At 62.1% G+C, this 18,839-nt stretch carries 18 protein-coding genes and 1 pseudogene; 14 read left to right on the top strand and 5 right to left on the bottom strand.

Going from position 1 to position 18,839, the window contains the following annotated elements; translation table 11 throughout:
- Positions 1-46 precede the first annotated feature (46 nt).
- Positions 47-514, bottom strand: a complete 468-nt coding sequence (locus SAZ10_RS19245) for a peroxiredoxin (protein WP_318610969.1) — start codon at positions 512-514, stop codon at positions 47-49.
- 242 nt (positions 515-756) lie between these two features.
- Here SAZ10_RS19245 and SAZ10_RS19240 point away from each other — a divergent pair, with 242 nt between their 5' ends.
- The 3 genes from SAZ10_RS19240 (at position 757) to SAZ10_RS19230 (ending at position 6,020) form a co-directional block, all read left to right on the top strand.
- Positions 757-4,098 carry a DUF3971 domain-containing protein gene (locus SAZ10_RS19240; protein WP_318610968.1) on the top strand — a complete coding sequence of 1,114 codons (3,342 nt, stop codon included), beginning with the start codon at positions 757-759 and terminating at the stop codon, positions 4,096-4,098.
- A 148-nt stretch (positions 4,099-4,246) separates the two neighbouring features.
- Positions 4,247-4,819, top strand: a complete 573-nt coding sequence (locus SAZ10_RS19235; protein WP_318610967.1) for a LemA family protein — start codon at positions 4,247-4,249, stop codon at positions 4,817-4,819.
- Between the two features lie 4 nt (positions 4,820-4,823).
- Positions 4,824-6,020 (top strand): DUF3137 domain-containing protein, encoded by a 1,197-nt coding sequence (locus SAZ10_RS19230; protein WP_318610966.1) that lies wholly within the window; start codon positions 4,824-4,826, stop codon positions 6,018-6,020.
- A 210-nt stretch (positions 6,021-6,230) separates the two neighbouring features.
- Here SAZ10_RS19230 and tyrS read toward each other — a convergent pair whose 3' ends face one another.
- Positions 6,231-7,484 carry a tyrosine--tRNA ligase gene (gene tyrS, locus SAZ10_RS19225; RefSeq protein WP_318610965.1) on the bottom strand — a complete coding sequence of 418 codons (1,254 nt, stop codon included), beginning with the start codon at positions 7,482-7,484 and terminating at the stop codon, positions 6,231-6,233.
- Between the two features lie 92 nt (positions 7,485-7,576).
- Here tyrS and SAZ10_RS19220 point away from each other — a divergent pair, with 92 nt between their 5' ends.
- On the top strand, positions 7,577-8,701 hold the full coding sequence (locus tag SAZ10_RS19220) for an anhydro-N-acetylmuramic acid kinase (RefSeq protein ID WP_318610964.1): 1,125 nt from the start codon (positions 7,577-7,579) through the stop codon (positions 8,699-8,701).
- Positions 8,702-9,097: 396 nt separating this feature from the next.
- Here SAZ10_RS19220 and SAZ10_RS19215 read toward each other — a convergent pair.
- Positions 9,098-9,283, bottom strand: a pseudogene (locus SAZ10_RS19215) (YegP family protein); the annotation flags it as partial.
- 141 nt (positions 9,284-9,424) lie between these two features.
- Positions 9,425-10,099, bottom strand: coding sequence for an alpha/beta hydrolase (locus SAZ10_RS19210; protein WP_318610963.1), 675 nt, complete (start codon positions 10,097-10,099; stop codon positions 9,425-9,427).
- Between the two features lie 234 nt (positions 10,100-10,333).
- Here SAZ10_RS19210 and SAZ10_RS19205 point away from each other — a divergent pair, with 234 nt between their 5' ends.
- The 8 genes from SAZ10_RS19205 to SAZ10_RS19170 all read left to right on the top strand — a co-directional run bounded on the left by SAZ10_RS19205 (position 10,334) and on the right by SAZ10_RS19170 (position 17,495).
- Complete coding sequence (locus SAZ10_RS19205) at positions 10,334-11,491, top strand: cysteine desulfurase family protein (RefSeq protein ID WP_318610962.1); 1,158 nt, start codon at positions 10,334-10,336, stop codon at positions 11,489-11,491.
- 272 nt (positions 11,492-11,763) lie between these two features.
- A complete protein-coding gene (gene sufB / locus SAZ10_RS19200; RefSeq protein ID WP_318610961.1) occupies positions 11,764-13,278 on the top strand; it encodes a Fe-S cluster assembly protein SufB in 1,515 nt (504 codons plus the stop codon).
- Positions 13,275-13,421, top strand: a complete 147-nt coding sequence (locus tag SAZ10_RS19195; RefSeq protein WP_318610960.1) for a hypothetical protein — start codon at positions 13,275-13,277, stop codon at positions 13,419-13,421. Before sufB ends, SAZ10_RS19195 begins: the two co-directional genes overlap by 4 nt.
- Positions 13,422-13,450: 29 nt before the next feature.
- Complete coding sequence (gene sufC, locus SAZ10_RS19190; protein WP_318610959.1) at positions 13,451-14,206, top strand: Fe-S cluster assembly ATPase SufC; 756 nt, start codon at positions 13,451-13,453, stop codon at positions 14,204-14,206.
- Positions 14,207-14,215: 9 nt separating this feature from the next.
- A complete protein-coding gene (gene sufD / locus SAZ10_RS19185; RefSeq protein ID WP_318611083.1) occupies positions 14,216-15,484 on the top strand; it encodes a Fe-S cluster assembly protein SufD in 1,269 nt (422 codons plus the stop codon).
- Positions 15,477-15,863 (top strand): VOC family protein, encoded by a 387-nt coding sequence (locus SAZ10_RS19180; protein WP_318610958.1) that lies wholly within the window; start codon positions 15,477-15,479, stop codon positions 15,861-15,863. Before sufD ends, SAZ10_RS19180 begins: the two co-directional genes overlap by 8 nt.
- Positions 15,856-17,094: a cysteine desulfurase gene (locus SAZ10_RS19175; protein ID WP_318610957.1), complete on the top strand. Its 1,239-nt coding sequence runs from the start codon at positions 15,856-15,858 to the stop codon at positions 17,092-17,094. The genes SAZ10_RS19180 and SAZ10_RS19175 overlap by 8 nt, the downstream gene beginning before the upstream one ends.
- 5 nt (positions 17,095-17,099) lie before the next feature.
- Positions 17,100-17,495, top strand: a complete 396-nt coding sequence (locus SAZ10_RS19170; protein WP_318610956.1) for an SUF system Fe-S cluster assembly protein — start codon at positions 17,100-17,102, stop codon at positions 17,493-17,495.
- Between the two features lie 36 nt (positions 17,496-17,531).
- On the opposite strand, the gene SAZ10_RS19165 is transcribed toward SAZ10_RS19170, so the two are convergent.
- A complete protein-coding gene (locus tag SAZ10_RS19165; RefSeq protein WP_318610955.1) occupies positions 17,532-17,855 on the bottom strand; it encodes a DUF1236 domain-containing protein in 324 nt (107 codons plus the stop codon).
- A gap of 188 nt (positions 17,856-18,043) precedes the next feature.
- On the opposite strand from SAZ10_RS19165, the gene sufA reads away from it, so the two are divergent.
- Positions 18,044-18,430, top strand: a complete 387-nt coding sequence (gene sufA / locus SAZ10_RS19160) for a Fe-S cluster assembly scaffold SufA (protein WP_318610954.1) — start codon at positions 18,044-18,046, stop codon at positions 18,428-18,430.
- Positions 18,431-18,521: 91 nt separating this feature from the next.
- Positions 18,522-18,782 (top strand): DUF2171 domain-containing protein, encoded by a 261-nt coding sequence (locus SAZ10_RS19155; protein ID WP_318610953.1) that lies wholly within the window; start codon positions 18,522-18,524, stop codon positions 18,780-18,782.
- Positions 18,783-18,839 lie beyond the last annotated feature (57 nt).

Below are 18,839 nucleotides of genomic sequence, written 5' to 3'. Positions count from 1 at the left end.
GACTCTAAAATGGCGGTTGTGTTCGGGGGAGGGATCCCGTCGCGAATTACAACGACTGAACGGCCTCGAGGACCTTTTGCGCGTGGCCGCGCACGCGCACTTTTTCCCAGATGTGGGCTATGCGGCCGTCGCGGTCGATTAGGAAAGTCGTACGGACCACGCCCATATACTTGCGGCCGAACATCGTCTTTTCGGCCCAAACGCCATAGGCGTTGAGCGTCTTCAGCTCCTCGTCGGCAGCAAGGTCCTGCGCGAGGGAGTACTTCTTCTTGAACTTGTCGTGTTTGCGGGGGCTGTCCGGCGATACGCCAATAACCATGGCGCCGAGCTTCGTGAATTCAGGCTTGAGGGTGGAGAAGTCGATTGCTTCGGCGGTGCAGGCTTCGGTGTCATCCTGGGGATAGAAATAGAGCACAACGGGCTTGCCTGCGAAATCGGAAAGCCTCAATACGCCACCACCATTTCCTGGCAGTTCGAATTCGGGAGCTTTTTGTCCTACTGCGAGCTCAGTCATATCTGTGCCCTTGTTTGCAGTCATGAGGCGAGCGGGCGGGTCTCGGGATATAGTGCCGCGGGGAGGGATTCGTCCAGACTGGAACGCGGGATGCTTTCGATGCCGGGCGTGGCACAAACGGACAAGCGTTGGATCTAAAGCTACCAAAACACCAGAAGATCCGGTTCCGCCGCGATGAGATAAGCGAGCTGAGCGCCTTCCCGTCGGCGAAAGGTCATGGCCATCTGATGCGCCGAGGCCGCGTGAGACGCTGGCTGTTGCGTGGCTTTGCGACTGCCGCGACGCTGCTCACGTCGCTCGTCCTGGTGATCGGACTGTCAGCCTATCTGCTTGCCACGACGGGCATCAGCACGGAAGAGCTCGGTGACGAGGCCGAAGCCGCGCTCAAGAATCTTACCGGTGTCGAGGTGGATGCCGCACTCGGTCCGGCCCGCATCTCGATCGACCGATCCCTGCTGCTTGCAGTCAATGTTCCCGATGTGAGCTTGCGGACAAGGCAGGGAGGGCTCCCCCTGATCGAGGCAGGTTCGATCGACTTCGGCCTGCGTCCTGTCCCGCTCCTGTCCGGCAGCGTCCAGCTTGGCAGTGCCCGCATCAGAGACGCGCGTATCTTTGTCGGGGCCCTTGGTTCCGGCGGCTCGTCGGACTTGGTGGCGCCGATTAGGAACTCCGACGGGCTGATCGATCCCGATCTTGTAGCGTCGGTCGTGTTCGAGGCCGCGCACCGGCTCTACGACGCTTTCAGCGTCGGATCGACCAGGTCGATCGAGCTCGACAATGTCGAATTCATGCTCGCTCCGGGTATGGTGATCGGCGGCCTGAGGATCGATGAAGCGCAGCTTGCGCAAAGCGGCGATTCCGAAATGCACTTCACCGCAGACCTCGAGGTCGACGGGCGGGCGGTGGCAGTCGACGGCAGTGCAATACGTGATCCGAAGACGAAGCGCATCAGCGCCTTGGAGCTGCAAGTCAGCGCAGAAGGCCCGGCGGACGGTGCGGACGAAAATGCAGAGCCGTCGATCAAGGCCGCCGGCCGTGCCGGCACCGCCAACACACAGGCAGATCCGCGCGCCGTTGACGTGCTAGGACCCGTCGACTTCAGCCTGACCGGCGAAGAGGGCGCAATCGACATGCCCTCCAAGCTCAAGGCGTCCGGATCGATCGGCCGGTCCACCTTCGCGATCGACCGACGGCATTATCTCGAGGGCGAGGTGGACTTCGCAGCCTCGATCACCGCGGGCGAAAACAAGGTGAGAATCGAGAAGCTCGCGATCCGGCAGGACCGATCAAACTATGTGCTTTACGGCCCAGTTGGACCACGGCCCGTCACCGATGGCGAGCCGCCTGCCTATCGCTTCGAACTGGCGAGCAACAACTCGACCTCCGCTCCGGCTGGCTCGCCTGAGCCAGCGATGGAATTTTCAGTAATGCTTGCTGGCGCGTTCGAACCGGCAGCCGGGCGGCTCAGCCTGCCCAATGTGGATCTTCGCACCGGCAGCGGCGCGCTGCATGTGCAGGGCGCCGTCGATTTCGTTGCAGGCAAGCCACCAGGCGTCGATCTTTCCGTGACCGTGCCTGAAATGTCGATCAGCGACTTCAAGCAGCTGTGGCCGTTCACTGCGGCCGAAACCGCGCGAAACTGGGCGATGAACAATTTGTTCGGCGGCCGTGTCACCAATGCCAAAGTTGGGTTTCGCGTGCCGCCCGGCCGTCTCGGCAACGGTATTCCGCTTTCCGCCGACGAAGTGTTCGGCCATGTCGAGATTTCGGGCGCCCGGTTCGATATCACCGGCGACGTTCCGCCGATGCGTGACGCAGTCGGCGCGATCGATTTTCGCGGCAACGACGTCGATGTGACGCTTGCTTCCGGCACGATCTATCTGCCCGATGGAGAAGGCGTATCCGCAAGGAACGGCATTCTCACGGTGCGTGATGCTTACAAGCTGCCTGTCATCGGCCAGCTCGAGATCGATGTTGCCGGTGATGCATCCTCGGTGGCCCAGCTTGCCTCCTACGAGCCAATCGACGGGCTGAGTCGCACCGGCATGTCTGCTGACGAGTTTTCCGGCGCCATCTCGGGCCATGTCAGCACGCAAATTCCCCTTTCAGGAGGCATCGACACAAGACAGCTGAAATGGCTGGTGTCGCTCGACTTCAAGGACCTGGCGCTGTCGAAGCCGATCGAAGACCAATTGGTCAGTGAGGCGAACGGCAACATCACGCTCGATCCACGGAAGGCCGTGATCAAGACGAAGGCCCGGCTCAATGACGCACCGGCCGAGATCAGCATGATCGAGCCACTCAGGCCTGACGGACCGAAGCCGAGCCGCGATGTCTCGATCGTGCTCGACGATGACGCGCGCGAGGAAATCGCGCCTGGCATTGGTACGCTCGTCCAGGGCCCGATCAAGGTGTCGTTCACCTCCGGCGAAGGTGGAAGCAAGGCGGTCAAAGCTGACCTTACGGACGCCAGACTCGAACTGCCTTGGGTCGGCTGGAGCAAGGGGCCTGGAATTGATGCCGCCGTGGAGTTCTCACTGCTCGCCACGGACAGCGCAACCAAGCTCCAAAATTTCAAGCTCGCCGGAAAATCCTTCGCGATCAGTGGTGATCTCACCGTAGTCGATGGCGCGCTTTCCAGCGCCAGGCTGGGCTCGGTCAAGCTCAACAGGGGTGATGATGCGCGCGTGTCGATCGACCGAAACCGCAAGGGCTTCGATATCAAAATCGTTGGCGATGCGCTCGATGCTCGCTCGATCATCAAGATGCTGAAAGACATGAAGGAGGGCGGCGGTAGCTTCGGCGGCAGCCGACCGATTTCCCTCCAGGCAAAGGTCGCTCGCGTGAGCGGCTTTCATGGCGAGACGCTATCGGATGTCGCACTAAGCTACACAGGTACCGGTTCGACGGTCAGCGTCGCCAATTTCTCCGGCACAACATCGTCCGGTGCTGCCGTTTCAATGCGGGACCAAACCAAAAGCGGCATGCGCTCCATGGATATGCGTTCCGCCGACGCCGGCGCCCTGCTGCGTTTCATGGACATTTACGAGCATATGGTCGGCGGCAACATCAAATTCGCGCTGTCAGGGCCGGCCGACGGGACGTTGACCGGCCAGGTGGACACCTCGAATTTCGAGGTGGTCGACGAGCCGAAGCTGGGTTCGTTGGTGTCGAGCGCGCCAGCCGAAGGCGGCCGCAGCCTCAACGAAGCCGTGAAGCGCGAAATCGATACGTCGCGCGTCACGTTCGAGCGAGGCTTCGCCACCATCGCCAAAAGCGATGACGCCCTGCAGCTGCAGAATGGTGTCCTGCGAGGCCCGCTGATCGGCTCGACTTTCCAGGGGACGCTTTACGACAAGGCGGGAAACATGGACATGACCGGTACCTTCATGCCGGCCTATGGCCTCAACCGCATCTTTGGCGAGTTGCCGGTGGTCGGCATGATCCTCGGCAACGGCCGCGACCGAGGCCTGATAGGGGTCACCTTCAGGCTAAGCGGCGATGCCGACAGGCCGAACCTTCAGATCAACCCGCTGTCGGCCATTGCGCCCGGCATCTTCCGTTCGATTTTCGAGTACCGTTAGAGCAGCATGAGTGGAAGTGGAGTCATTCATCCTGCTATCATTCTTGGTTTTGCAGCACGAATTTCCAAGCTATAGCCTCTATTGCGCAGCGTATGCCTGCGCCATGTGTCGACGGACAACCGATTGCCCGGCGGCGAAGGGGGAACAAATGAGCCTGTTTTGGTGGACCGCTGCCGGCGCGGTCGTTCTCATCCTCTATGCCTGGTACGCGACCATCGTGGCCCGGCGCAACCGTGTGGCCGAGGCGCTGGCCGGAATCGACGTGCAGCTCAAGCAGCGCCACGACCTCATTCCCAACCTGCTCGTCGTGGCGCGCCGTTTCATGGAGCACGAGAAGACGCTTCTGGAGGAGATCACCGCGCTGCGGGCGGACGCCATGAGCAGGGCCAACGGGAAGGGACCGGCCCAGGCTGCCGAGCGCTTCGCGGCGGAAGGCCGGCTGGATCAGGGCATGGCCATGCTGTTCGCACGCGCCGAGAACTATCCGGCGCTGAAGTCGGACGGGCCGATGATCGAGGCGCAGCGCGGCTACCAGGAGGTGGAGACCAACATCGCCGCGGCGCGGCGCTTCTACAACACCGCCGTCGGCGAACTACGGAACGCGATGCAGATATTCCCCGGGCCGCTGCTGGTCGGTCTCGCCGGCGTCTCGGTGCCGCCGCCGTTCTTCGAAGCGCCGCAGGAGGCGCGCACGCCGGTTGACGCTGCCCAGTACCTGTAAGGTCATGCCGAAAAGCAGCGCCCGTCTTGGCAAGGCGGTCATCACCGGCGCCGCCGCTCTTGCCGCGGCCGCTTTCACCGCAGTCCTGGTCGTCAGCCTCTGGCATTCGCCCGACCTGGCGGGGCTTGTGGGCGGCCTGGTGCTCGGCTTCGTCACCGGCCTGGTCGTGCTGGGCGTGGCCGCCGGGGCCACCCTGTTCTGGCTGCTGGGTTCCGTTTCGTCGCCCGACCCTGCAGCAGCCGATGCCCTGATCACGCCCATCAAGCCGGTGCTCGACGAACTGGAGGCGACGCGGCGGGACACCGTGCGCGAGATCAACAGGCGGGCGCGGTGGCGGGTGCCGCTCTGCGCGGTCGGCGCGTTCGCGCTGGCGGGCCTCGATGGGACGGCCGATCTCTCCGATCTCGTCTTCACCGCCGCCGGTGGCGGCTTCGCCGGCTATGCCTGGGCTTCGCTGGCGCTCGGCAACCGCTACCGCAGCATGTACAAGCAGCGTGTACTGCCCCTGCTCGCGGCGCGCTTCGGCGACATCACTTATCGTCCCGCGGCCATGCCCGACATGCGGCAACTGAGCGAGGAACGCCTCTTCCGCAGCTTCGACCGGGCGACCGCCGAAGACGAGTTGGCCGGCACCTATCGCGGCCTCGCCGTCAGCATCGTGGAACTGACGTTGCATGTCGGCTCCGGCGACGAGCGACGCACGAGCTTCGATGGGCTGCTTGTCGTGATCGGGCTGCCGTGGCGGCTGAAGGGCACCACGGCGGTCGTTTTGCAGAGCGGCTTGTTCGACAGGGTGCACGACTGGCTGGCGCGCAACGGACGCGAGCGGGTGCGGCTGGAAGACCCGCGCTTCGAGAACTTCTACCAGGTCTGGGGTAACGATCAGATCGGCGCGAGGGCGCTGCTCACCCCGGCCTTCATGGAGCGCTTTCTGGCGCTCGGGGACCGGCCCGGCCTCGGCCGCCCACAGGCGCTGGCGCGCGACGATCGCCTGCTTCTGACGGTACCGAAGGCTGGCGGCGGCGACTATTTCGAGCCGCCCAGCTATCTAAGGCCGGCCGCGAGCCGCGAGGCGATCCTGCGGCTCGACCGAGACATCACCGGCGTTCTGGCGATGGCGGACGCGGTCATCGACCTCGACCAGCGCTCCGCCGCATTTGGCGGGCACTGTGCACCGGCTGGCACGCGGGGCGATGCATGAACCGCATCGGCGGCCGGCCCTCCCCAGGGCGTCAGCTCACGGCGCTGATCATGGCGGCGGTGCTCCGGCCCTCGCCACGGGCGACCGGCCACTCCGCTTCGCCAACTTCACCCTTCAGCGAAGCAGGGGATCAAACGGACGCTGACTCCCTATCCGAAAAGTCTGAAACTGTTTGCTGCACTGACTTTCGGTTCGGCATCCTGTTTACAGCTACACCGGCCGCACGAGGACGTGCTTCTTGCGGCCAAGCGAAAGCTTGATAACGCCCTCTGACCCGAGATCGGAGAAGTCCACGACACGACGCTCATCCTTTACCGGCTCGTCGTTGAGGCGCACGGCGCCGCCTTGGACATGACGCCTTGCCTCGCCGTTCGATGCGGCAAGCCCCGCTGTGACAAACAACGAAAGCAAGCCAAGGCCGGCCTCTAGCGATGCTTTCGGTACCTCGACGGTCGGCAGGCTTTCGGCAAGCGTACCTTCTTCGAAGGTCTTGCGCGCTGTTTCGGCGGCGGCCTCGGCTGCTGCGCGGCCGTGCAACATCGCAGTAACCTCGGTCGCCAGAACCTTCTTCGCCTCGTTGATCTCCGACCCGCCGAGGCTTGCAAGCCGCCCGGCCTCGTCGAGAGGAAGTGTTGTGTAGAGCTTCAGGAAGCGCCCGACGTCAGCATCTTCAGTGTTGCGCCAGTATTGCCAGAAGTCATACGGACTCAGCATTTCTCCCGCGAGCCAGACGGCGCCGGAAGCACTCTTGCCCATTTTCGCGCCAGACGATGTGGTGAGCAGCGGAGAGGTCAATGCGAACAACTGCGATGCGCCCAGCTTGTGGCCAAGATCGATGCCGTTCACGATGTTGCCCCACTGGTCGGAGCCGCCCATCTGCAGCCTGCAGCCATAGCGCTTGTGAAGCTCGACGAAGTCGTAAGCCTGCAGGATCATGTAGTTGAATTCGAGGAACGACAGGGATTGCTCGCGCTCGAGTCTCAGCTTCACGCTCTCGAAGGAGAGCATGCGGTTGACGGAGAAGTGTCGACCGACATCGCGCAGGAAATCGACATAGTTGAGGGACAGCAGCCAGTCGGCATTGTTGACCATCAGCGCGTCGCGAGGCCCTTCACCGAAATTCAGGTAAGGAGCGAAGTTGCGGCGGATGCCGGCGAGATTGTCGTCGATATCCCTCGGCGTGAGCAGTTTGCGAGCCTCATCCTTGAAGGACGGATCGCCGATCATCGAGGTTCCGCCGCCCATCAATGCGATCGGGCGGTGGCCGGTCTGCTGCATCCAATGGAGCATCATGATCTGGATGAGTGAGCCAGCGTGCAGGCTTTTTGCAGTGGCGTCAAATCCGATATAGCCGGTCACCGTCTCCCTCGCGAAGAGATCGTCCAGACCCTGAGGATCGGAGATCTGGTGAATGAAACCGCGCTCGTCGAGCACGCGCAGGAAATCGGATTTGAAGGCGGACATTTTCTGTTTCCCGGGAAATGCGCCGGCTGAGTTGGCAAGCCACGACGCGCGCCTTTAGCATCTGGACGAGTGGAATCACAAGGACGACGGCTATGGCCTTGATGACGGCGATTGGGCTGATGAGCGGAACATCGATGGACGGCATCGATGCGGCCATGCTCAGAACCGATGGCGAAAGCCATGTCGAGTTCGGGCCAACGGCCTTCTTCGGCTATCCCGCTCCGTTCCGCCGCGCGATCGAGGCCGGTCTCGAAGCTGCCAAGGCGATCAGCCGACGCGAAGACAGGCCCGGCGATCTGGCCCAACTGGAGGAAGCTATCACCGAGCGCCACGTGGAAGCGGTCAGGTCACTGCTCGAGCGAGCTCCGGCCGATTGGCGCAGGCCGGAGGTGATCGGCTTTCACGGCCAGACTGTTTTGCATCGACCGCAGGCCGGCATCACAGTTCAGCTAGGCGACGGTCCGTTGCTTGCACGCGCGACCGGCATCCCGGTCATCTATGACATGCGCGCCAACGACATGAAGGAAGACGGGCAGGGCGCACCGCTGGTGCCTGCCTACCACGCCGCATTGGCCCGCTCGCTGCCTGAGCCCTACGCCAGGATGAGCCCCGTCGTATTCGTCAATATCGGCGGGATCTCCAACATCACATATGTCGGCAAAGGGGACCCGATCGCGTTCGATACGGGTCCCGGCAATGCACTGATCGACCAATGGGTCGCACGTGAAGGCGGCGTGCCGTTCGATGCCGATGGCACGATCGCCAGCGAAGGGAGCGTGGTGCGCACCGTCGTCAAGCGGTATCTCGACAATCCGTTCTTTGCAAAGAGCGGACCGAAGTCGCTGGACCGCGGCGACTTCACTCTTGCCGAGGCCGATGGAATGGACCTTGCCGACGGTGCACGCACGCTGGCTGCCGTTTCCGCGGAAGCGATCCTGAAATCGGTCGAGCATCTGCCCGACAGACCAAGCCTCTGGATCGTCTCCGGTGGCGGCCGGAAGAACCCACACATGTTCCGCGACCTCAAAGAGGGCGCGGCCAGAACTCTAGCCGAAGTTATCCTCGCCGAAGACGCCTGCTTGCGCGGTGACTTCATCGAGGCTGAAGCCTGGGCTCACCTTGCGGTTCGCTCGCTGAAGGGCCTGCCACTCACCTTTCCAACGACTACTGGGTGCCGGAAAGCCGCGAGTGGCGGGGTGCGCGCCCGCCCGATCTGACTGCGCGTAATCGCAGTCAGCTTGTCAGGCCTTGGCCTTCTTCGCAGGTGCCTTCGCCTTGGCGGCCGGCTTGGTGGCGGCCTTAGCGGCAGGCTTTGCTGCAGCTTTGGTAGCCGGCTTTGCCGCTGCTGCCTTGGCAGGTGCCTTTGCTGCTGGCTTCGCCGCCGCCTTAGCTGCAGGCTTTGCCGCCTTTGCTGCAGGCTTAGCTGCAGCTTTGGTAGCCGGCTTTGCCGCTGCCGCTTTGGCCGGTGCCTTTGCTGCTGGCTTCGCCGCCGGCTTGGCTGCAGGCTTTGCCGCCTTTGCTGCAGGCTTGGCTGCTGCCGCCTTGGCCGCAGGTTTTGCTGTGGTCTTCTTAGTCGCTGCCTTCGGCGCTGCTGCCGCCTTGGGTGTAGCTTTCTTAGCCATGTCTACGATCTCCTCGATGTTGGCTGCAGCGATGTTCTTCTTCAGGGACTCGATCGATCTGATCGCCGAGGCCTTGGCCTTGTAGCCTTCTGAAGTGAACATAATCTCGCCATTGCTCGCACGATAGCGGAATCGCGTTTCGCCATTCTTGGCCTTGTAGACTTCGAATCTGCTCATCCGTTTACCCCGCTTCCACGCAGCGATTCGCTGCACAAGAAACGTGACACGACAATGGTTAACTGTCGAGTAATGATCCCGGCTAATCTTCAAAGAGTCGCTGGTCAGCGAAAAGTGCAGTGGCTGGAAGGGGATGGCGAGTTATCTCAGTCGTTTCGGCCGGGGGTCCGCGAGCTCGCCGGCGAGGCGGCGGTCCAGATAATCGGCACATTCGCCCAGCAATACATCTTCTATGCCGGTGAAGAAGTGGTTCGCGCCCTTCAGAGTTTTCTGAGTAATAGTGATGCCCTTTTGTGTATGGAGCTTGTCAACAAGCGTTTGTACATCCTTGGGCGGGGCGACCTTATCGGCATCGCCGTGGATGATGAGACCGGACGACGGGCAGGGGGCGAGGAACGAGAAATCGTAGATGTTGGGCTGCGGCGCCACCGAGATGAAACCTTCGATCTCCGGACGGCGCATCAGAAGCTGCATGCCGATCCACGCACCGAAAGAATAGCCCGCAACCCAGCAGCTTTTTGAATCGGGATGCAGAGACTGAACCCAGTCGAGCGCGGCGGCTGCGTCGGACAGCTCGCCGGTGCCATGATCGAACTCGCCCTGGCTGCGGCCGATACCACGAAAGTTGAAGCGCACCGTCGTGAAGTCGCGCTTCTGGAACATGTAGAACAGCTCGTAGACGATCTTGTTGTTCATCGTCCCGCCGAATTGCGGATGCGGGTGAAGCACGATCGCGATCGGTGCATTCTTCTGCTTAGACGGCTGATAGCGGCCCTCGAGACGTCCGGCCGGACCCGCAAAAATGACCTCAGGCATTCGTTACTCCGCACTCACCAGCTTCCGCGCGCCTCGCGTCGGCAACCCGCCCAATGCGGCCTTGACGCGGCGCCAGCGGCTCCATAGAAGCTAGTTTAGAATTGTTCAAAACTGGGGCAGTAGCCGCACCGCCCCGTCGGCAAAGCGGGTAAATAGGACGGCTGACCTTGAAAATTCAAGGAAATAACGCAACTGACCCCGCGACCGCGAATTGAGAGTTGGTATCGGCGGAAGATGGCCGAAAGACGCGCATATCTCGATCACAATGCGAGCGCACCGCTGCTGGCTTCGGCGCGTGCAGCGATGCTTGCCGCGCTCGATGTGGACGCAAACCCGTCCTCGGTGCATGCCGAAGGTCGCGCCGCTCGCAAGGTCGTCGAGGCGGCGCGGCGCTCGGTCGCCGGGCTGGTCGGAGCCCAGCCCGGGCACATCGTATTCACCTCCGGCGCGACGGAAGCAGCTACCACCTTGCTTACGCCGGACTGGCAGATGGGACGCGGCGCCGTGAGGATGTCGCGGCTTTATGTTGCCGCCTCGGATCACCCGTGTTTGCTCTCAGGCGGCCGCTTCGGAAAGGACCAGGTCCACGTGCTTCCGGTGGGGAGTGACGGCCTGCTTGATCTCGATGCGCTGCGAGCAGCGCTTGCTTCCCATGAGAGATCCGAGGGCTTGCCGCTGGTCGCTGTACATACAGCCAACAACGAGACCGGTGTTATCCAGCCGGTCGCAAAGATTGCCAGGCTCGTCGGCGAGGCAGGCGGGGTGCTTGTGCTGGATTCCGTGCAGGCGGTCGGACGTGTCCCCGTCGATATCTCGTGCGGCGACTACCTCATCGTGTCGTCGCACAAGGTCGGCGGACCTAAGGGCGCCGGCGCTATCGTTGCCAAATCCGACCTCATGATGCCGATGCCGCTGGTGCGTGGCGGCGGGCAGGAAAAGGGTCACCGCGCAGGCACGGAAAACCTCGCGGCCATCGCCGGCTTCGGGGCGGCTGCGGCGGAAGCTGCGCAGAGGCTCGGCGACATGAATGCCGTTCGGGCACGTCGCGACCGTATCGAGGATATGATCCTCAGGCTCATGCCTGGAGCGATGATCTTCGGCAAGGACGCCGAGCGCCTGCCGAACACCACCTTCTTCGCGTTGCCCGGCATCAAGGCCGAGACCGCGCAGATCGCCTTCGACCTGGCAGGTGTGGCCGTCTCGGCCGGTTCCGCCTGCTCCTCCGGCAAGGTCGGGCCCAGCCATGTGCTGAAGGCGATGGGATTTGGCGACGACGCCGGCGCGCTACGCGTCTCGATTGGCCATTCGACCAGCGACGAGGAGCTTCAACTGTTCGCGGACGCTCTGGCCGCGATCGTCGGCCGGCACGAGCAACGAACGAAGGCCGCTTAGAGCATGATCCCGAAAAGTTGCAGACTTTTCGGGCAAGATCATGCTGTTAGAAACAAAGGCTGAAGCAGGACGAATGACCTACTGCATTCATCCTGCTCCAGATGCGGCATGCGGCCACAAGGCCGCGGAATTGGTGCGGTTTTTGCTCCTTTAAAATGGAGTAACCGGGTGAAGTTTGAGCCGGGCTGCACTATATGAGGGCCACGCCGTCGCGGCGGTGCCATAGTTTGAAGACTGCCGGGCCTTGACCCCGGCGAGGATGGAGAACGCATATGCCTGCTGTGCAGGAGACGATCGAGCAGGTCCGTAAAATCGATGTGGACCAGTACAAATACGGATTCGAAACCTCGATCGAGACGGACAAGGCCCCCAAAGGCCTGAACGAAGACATCATCCGCCTGATCTCGGCCAAGAAGCACGAGCCCGAATGGATGCTCGAATGGCGTCTCCATGCCTATCGCCGCTGGCTGGACATGGAGGAGCCGAGCTGGGCGCGCGTGGCCTACCCGAAGATCGACTTCCAGGATGTCCACTACTACGCGGCGCCGAAGAGCTATGCCGGGCCGCGCTCCCTCGATGAAGTCGATCCGGAAATCCTGAAGACTTACGAGAAGCTCGGCATCCCGCTGAAGGAGCAGGAGATCCTGGCCGGCGTCAGGAAACCGAACGGCGGTGATGGCGAGGCCGACGACAACGTCTACAAGTCGGGCCGAGTCGCGGTCGACGCTGTGTTCGATTCCATCTCCGTCATCACGACCTTCAAGAAGGAGCTGGCAGCCGCTGGCGTGATCTTCTGCTCGATCTCGGAGGCGATCCGCGAGCATCCCGAAATGGTCAAGAAATACCTCGGCTCGGTCGTGCCGCAAGGCGACAATTTCTATGCAGCCCTGAATTCGGCCGTTTTTACCGACGGCTCCTTCGTCTTCGTGCCGAAGGGCGTGCGCTGCCCGATGGAGCTTTCCACCTATTTCCGTATCAACGAGCGCAACACCGGCCAGTTCGAGCGCACGCTGATCATTGCCGAGGAGGGCGCCTACGTATCCTATCTCGAAGGCTGCACGGCGCCGCAGCGCGACGAAAACCAGCTGCACGCCGCGGTCGTCGAGCTGATCGCTCTGGACGACGCCGAGATCAAGTATTCGACCGTGCAGAACTGGTATCCTGGCGATGCCCAGGGCAAGGGCGGCATATACAACTTCGTGACGAAGCGGGGCGACTGCCGCGGCGATCGCTCGAAGATCTCGTGGACGCAGGTCGAGACCGGCTCGGCAATCACCTGGAAGTATCCATCATGCATCCTGCGTGGCGACGACTCTCGCGGCGAGTTCTATTCGATCGCCGTCTCGAATGGCTATCAGCAGGTCGACAGCGGCACCAAGATGCTGCATCTCGGCAAGAACACGTCGAGCCGGATCATTTCCAAGGGCATCGCCGCCGGCTTCTCGCAGAACACCTATCGCGGCAAGGTGAGCGTGCATCGCAAGGCCGAAAACGCGCGCAACTTCACCAACTGCGACTCGCTCCTGATCGGCAACAACTGCGGCGCGCACACGGTGCCCTACATCGAGGCCAAGAACTCTTCGGCCAAGCTGGAGCACGAGGCTACCACCTCGAAGATCTCCGAGGACCAGAAGTTCTATGTCATGCAGCGCGGCATTCCCGAAGAGGAGGCGATCGCGCTCATCGTCAACGGCTTCGTCAAGGAAGTCATCCAGGAACTGCCGATGGAGTTTGCCGTCGAGGCGCAGAAGCTTATCGGCATCAGCCTTGAGGGAAGCGTGGGGTGAGCAAGGAACCCAAACGTCGCCATGTCTATCTGCGCGAGCGGATGGAACGTGCGGGACGGTGGGTGGATTTGTTCGACTGGCTTCAATTGGCGCTAGCTGGAATGAGATTCGTCGGAGCGATGCTGCTCGCTCTCGTGAAGTAGATTACGCAAAGTCGTGAGAACTAAGAAAAATGCTTGAAATCAGGAACCTCCATGCCCGCATCGTCGAAGACGGGACCGAGATCATCCGCGGGCTGAACCTGACGGTGAGGGATGGCGAAGTGGCCGCCATCATGGGGCCGAACGGCTCCGGCAAATCGACGCTGTCCTATATCCTTGCCGGTCGCGAGGATTACGAGGTTACCGAGGGCGACATCCTCTTCAACGGTCATTCGATCCTCGAAATGGATCCGGCCGAGCGGGCAACTGCAGGCATCTTCCTGGCCTTCCAGTACCCTCTCGAAATTCCCGGCGTGCCCACGATGGAGTTTCTCAAGGTGGCGCTCAACGCGCAGCGCAAGGCGCGAGGCGAGCCGGAACTGAAGATTCCCGACCTCCTGAAGAAGGTGAAGCAAGGGGCCGAAGCCCTCAACATGGACATGGCCATGCTGAAGCGGCCGCTCAATGTCGGCTTCTCAGGCGGCGAGAAGAAGCGCGCCGAGATCCTGCAGATGAAGCTGCTCGAGCCGAAGCTCTGCGTGCTCGACGAGACCGACTCCGGCCTCGACATCGATGCGCTGAAGATCGTAGCCGAGGGCGTCAATGCACTGCGCTCGCCTGACCGCTCGATCATCGTCATCACGCATTACCAGCGGCTCCTGCAATATATCGTCCCGGACTCCGTGCATGTGCTCTTCAAGGGTCAGGTGGTGAAGTCGGGCGACAAGGAGCTAGCGCTGGAACTCGAGGCAAGCGGCTATGCAAACCTTGTCGGCGAGGCGGCTTAGGTGACCACCATGAACGTGCAGATCAAACCTCCGCTCACGGCTGCTGAAACGGCCCTGATCGATGCCTTCGGGGAGCGGCTCTCGAACCTGCCCGGTGATGCGGCGATCGCGGTGAAGCGCGACAACGCCATCGAGTCGCTGAAGGCAGGACTGCCGACGCGGCGCGTCGAAGCCTGGCATTACACCGATCTCAGGCGTCTGCTGAACGCCGTGCCCGCTTTCGACGCGTCGAAGGTCGCCAAGTCCGTCGACCCCCTGATTGCGGGCTCGTCGGTGCTGCCGGTGCTCAACGGCGTTGCCGCCAAGCGTACCGTCTCGATCGAAGGCGTCGGCGTGAAGCGGCTCGAGGAGATGCTGCAGGACGGAAGCTTCGCGCCGGCGCTCGAGCTGCGCGGCACGGACGATGCGGTCGGCGCGATCAATGCCGCCTTCGTCGCGGACGGTTTCTTCCTCGACATCGAGGCCGGTGCCATTTTGGAAAGCCCCATAGAGGTGCAGAACGTCCAGGATGGCGGGCAGGTGCATGTCCGTCTGCCGGTCCGCGTCGGCGCCGGGGCTAAGGCGACGATCGTCGAACGCCAGACCGGCGGCGGCGCTGCCCTGGTGAGCTCGGTCAGCCACCTGATCCTAGGTGACGATGCCGATGTCAGCTGGCTGATCGTCCAGGATCATGCGGAAGGTGCCACCCATCTCGGCCAGTTCAATGCCGAGCTTGGCAAGAACGCCAAATTGACGCTGTTCGTCATGAATGCCGGCGGCAGGCTGGTGCGACAGGAAATTCGCGTTGCCGCAAAAGGCGAGGGCGGTGTCTTCACCCTGCGCGGGGTCAACCTGCTCTCCGGCGACACGCATACCGACGTCACGATGACCCTCGACCACGCCGCGGCGCATACGAATTCGACGGAAGTCGTGCGCAACGTGGTGACGGGCAAGGCGCGCGGGGTCTTCCAGGGGCGCATCAACGTGCACCAGAGGGCGCAGAAGACCGACGCCAAGATGGCCTGCAATACGCTGCTGCTTTCCGACGAGGGTGAGTTCTCGACCAAGCCGGAGCTGGAGATCTTCGCCGACGACGTGCAGTGCGGCCATGGTGCGACGGTCACCGAGATCGACAGCAATCATCTCTTCTATCTGATGTCGCGCGGCATCGACGAGAAGGCGGCGCGCGGGCTGTTGGTCAAGGCCTTCCTCGCCGAAGTCATCGAGGAACTGGACGAGGAGCCCATCGTCGACGCGTTGGAGGGCGTGCTTGGAGATTGGTTCGCAGCGCATGGCTAGAACAAGCCTCGACCACTGCGTGATCCACGTCTCCGATTGGGAGAGGGCGGTGGATTTCTACACACGCGTGATCGGCGCCGAGGCCGTCCCGGCGAAGGGCGGCGGCTGGGTGTTTCGGCTGGGCGAGCAGCAGCTCAATGTTCATGGCCCCGACAAGAAGGGCGATCCGCTCGCTCGCATTCCAGTCGCTCCGGGCAACAGCGACCTTTGCTTCCGCTGGCACGGACCGATCGAACACGCACGACGCCACCTGGAAGCCGAGGGTGTGGAGATCGAGCTGGGGCCGATTGCCCGCTATGGCGCAAAAGGCGACGGGGCTAGCGTATATTTCCGCGATCCGGACGGGTCGCTGATGGAGTTCATCAGCTACGATGCTTGACACCCCTGCCAACGGCTATGATGTTGAGGCGATCCGCCGCGACTTCCCGATCCTCGCCCGCAGCGTCTACGGCAAGCCGCTCGTTTATCTGGACAATGGCGCCTCAGCGCAGAAGCCGAAGGCAGTGCTCGACGCGGTCAATCACGCTTATGCGGAAGAATACGCCAACGTTCACCGCGGCCTGCATTTCCTGTCGAATGCCGCAACCGACGCGTATGAAAAAGCGCGCGAAACCGTGCGCCGTTTCCTCAACGCCCCCAGCACCGAAGAGATCGTCTTCACGTCCAATACGACGTCTGCGATCAACCTGGTCGCCTATGGCTGGGGGATGCCGCGGATCGGCGAAGGCGATGAGATCGTGCTCTCGATCATGGAGCACCATTCCAACATAGTGCCGTGGCATTTCATTCGCGAGCGGCAAGGCGCGAAGCTCGTATGGGCGCCTGTCGACGACGACGGCATCTTCCACATCGAGGAGTTCGAGAAGAAGCTGACGGATCGCACGAAGCTCGTCGCCATCACGCAAATGTCGAACGTGCTCGGCACAGTGACACCGATCAAGGAAATCGTTCGCATCGCCCACGCGCGCGGCATTCCGGTCCTCGTCGACGGCAGCCAGAGCGCCGTTCACATGCCGATCGACGTCCAGGACCTCGGCTGCGATTTCTTCGCCTTCACCGGCCACAAGGTATACGGGCCGAGCGGCATAGGCGTGCTCTACGGCCGCAAGGAGATGCTGGAAGTAATGCGTCCCTTCCACGGCGGCGGCGAGATGATCTTCGAGGTGACGGAGGATAACGTCACCTATAATGATCCGCCCCATCGTTTCGAGGCGGGCACGCCGCCGATCGTCCAGGCGATCGGGCTCGGGGCAGCGCTCGACTATATGGAGAAGGTCGGCCGCGAGCGCATCGCTGCGCATGAGGCCGGCCTCAAGGCCTACGCCCATGAGCGGTTGCGCTCGATCAACTCGCTGCGCATCTATGGTGACGCGCCGGACAAGGGCGCCATCGTCGCCTTCAATCTGGAGGGCGTCCATCCGCACGATGTCTCGATGGTGATCGATCGTTCGGGTGTTGCCGTGCGCGCCGGAACGCATTGCGCACAGCCGTTGCTCTCACGGTTCGGCACCACCTCGACATGCCGCGCGTCCTTCGGCATGTACAACACGCGCGCGGAGATCGATGCTCTCGCCGAGGCGCTGGAGAAGGCGCGCAAATTTTTCGGGTGACCATCATGGAAGACGCAAACGCGAATCCAGAAACCGCAGCCGTCGAAGACGGCGCGAAGCCGCAATTTGCTGCCTCGGCCATTCCGCCCGAAGAGGTAGCCCGGCTGACCGACGACATCGTCGCCGCACTAAAGACGGTCTACGACCCTGAGATTCCGGCCGATATCTACGAGCTCGGACTGGTCTACAAGGTCGATATCGAGGATGACCGTACGGTGAAGATCGACATGACCCTTACCGCGCCCGGCTGCCCGGTGGCGGGCGAGATGCCTGGCTGGGTGCAGAATGCGGTCTGCGCTGTCGAAGGCGTTTCGGACGTTGAGGTGAATATGGTGTTCGATCCGCCATGGACGCCCGACCGAATGTCGGAAGAAGCCCGGATCGCGGTCGGCTGGTATTAGGCGGCGGGCGCCGATCGAGGCACCCGCCGCGTGAGACTACTCTTCTGAGCCGATGATGTGCACGATCCTGCGGGTGCCAGGATCGACGAGGACCGTACGGTTATCGAGAATCACATAGTCATATCGAGTCTCGACTTGGGGCACGTTCAGGGGACGGATTTCGACAGCCTCCGGAACCGTCGCACCGACGGTCACGTCGAAATCCGGCGGAGGCGCTACAGGCTCGACGTGCTCCTTAACGACGTATTCGCGGATCACAGTGTCCTGTTCCGGTGTGATCACGATATCCTCGGCCGCCGCCACTCCGGTACCTGCCAGAAGCAGAAAGCCCGTAATGGTGGGCAAAAGTCGGGTTTTCATGGTCATCTCCTCGTTGAAAATCCTGGGATCAACGAAACGGCGAGCCATGTGTTCCAATATGCTCGGTTTGATATGTTGCATCAGCTGCACAGCTTGCGAGATCGCAGGGTTGCGTAGGTCGCGATTATTCACCATTTTAAGGCAGGATCTTTCCGCGGGCCTTTAACCCGTGTGCAATGGAGCAAGGTATGGGACGCTTCGCCGTCATCACGATGACCGAGAGGGCCGCTACGCGGGTGCGCGAGATCGTTGCAACCCGCGACAATGCGCAAGGTATACGGCTTGGTATCAAGAAGGGCGGGTGCGCCGGAATGGAATACACGGTCGACCTCGTCACGGACCCGAATCCGAAGGACGACCACATCGAACGCGACGGTGCTCATGTCTATGTCGCACCGGAGGCAGCGCTGTTCCTGCTCGGCACCGAGATGGATTTCGAGGTAACGACGCTGAGGACCGGTTTCACGTTCCGCAATCCGAACCAGAGCTCGGCTTGCGGCTGTGGCGAGTCCGTCGAGCTGAAGCCTGCCGATCTCAAGGCGCTTGCCGAGGCGCGAGCCGTCGGCGCGGCCTGAGGCCTGGCCGAATTTATTCGCTCCGCTGGCCGTGGCCATGCATCCTTAGCTGGTTTCCTCCGTTATCAGGAGCCAACCAGAGGAGGCCACCATGGCTGATGCCGCCAACATCAAGGAGCATATGGAAGTCATCGGCGCGGACGGCGTCCATGTCGGTAAAGTCGACCGCGTCGAGGGCGACCGCATCAAGCTGACCAAGGCGGACAGCGGAGAGGGCCACCACAAAGGCCACCATCATTTCGTTCCCCTCAGCCTTGTCGCTGAGATCGAGGGCGACAGGGTTCGCCTTTCTGCAAATGCGGATGTTGCAGTCACTTTCGAGGAAGAGAGCGGCGGCCAATCCGCATCTTAGCAGCTGACGTCGGACAGAACCGGGCTAGCCCTCTATCAGTTTGTTTTTGCCGCATTT

Source organism: Mesorhizobium sp. BAC0120, from assembly GCF_033542235.1.
In the GTDB taxonomy this organism is placed as follows: domain Bacteria; phylum Pseudomonadota; class Alphaproteobacteria; order Rhizobiales; family Rhizobiaceae; genus JAWRCU01.
The sequence above is the reverse complement of the archived record's forward strand: the minus strand, read 5'-3'. Positions and strand labels throughout refer to the sequence as shown.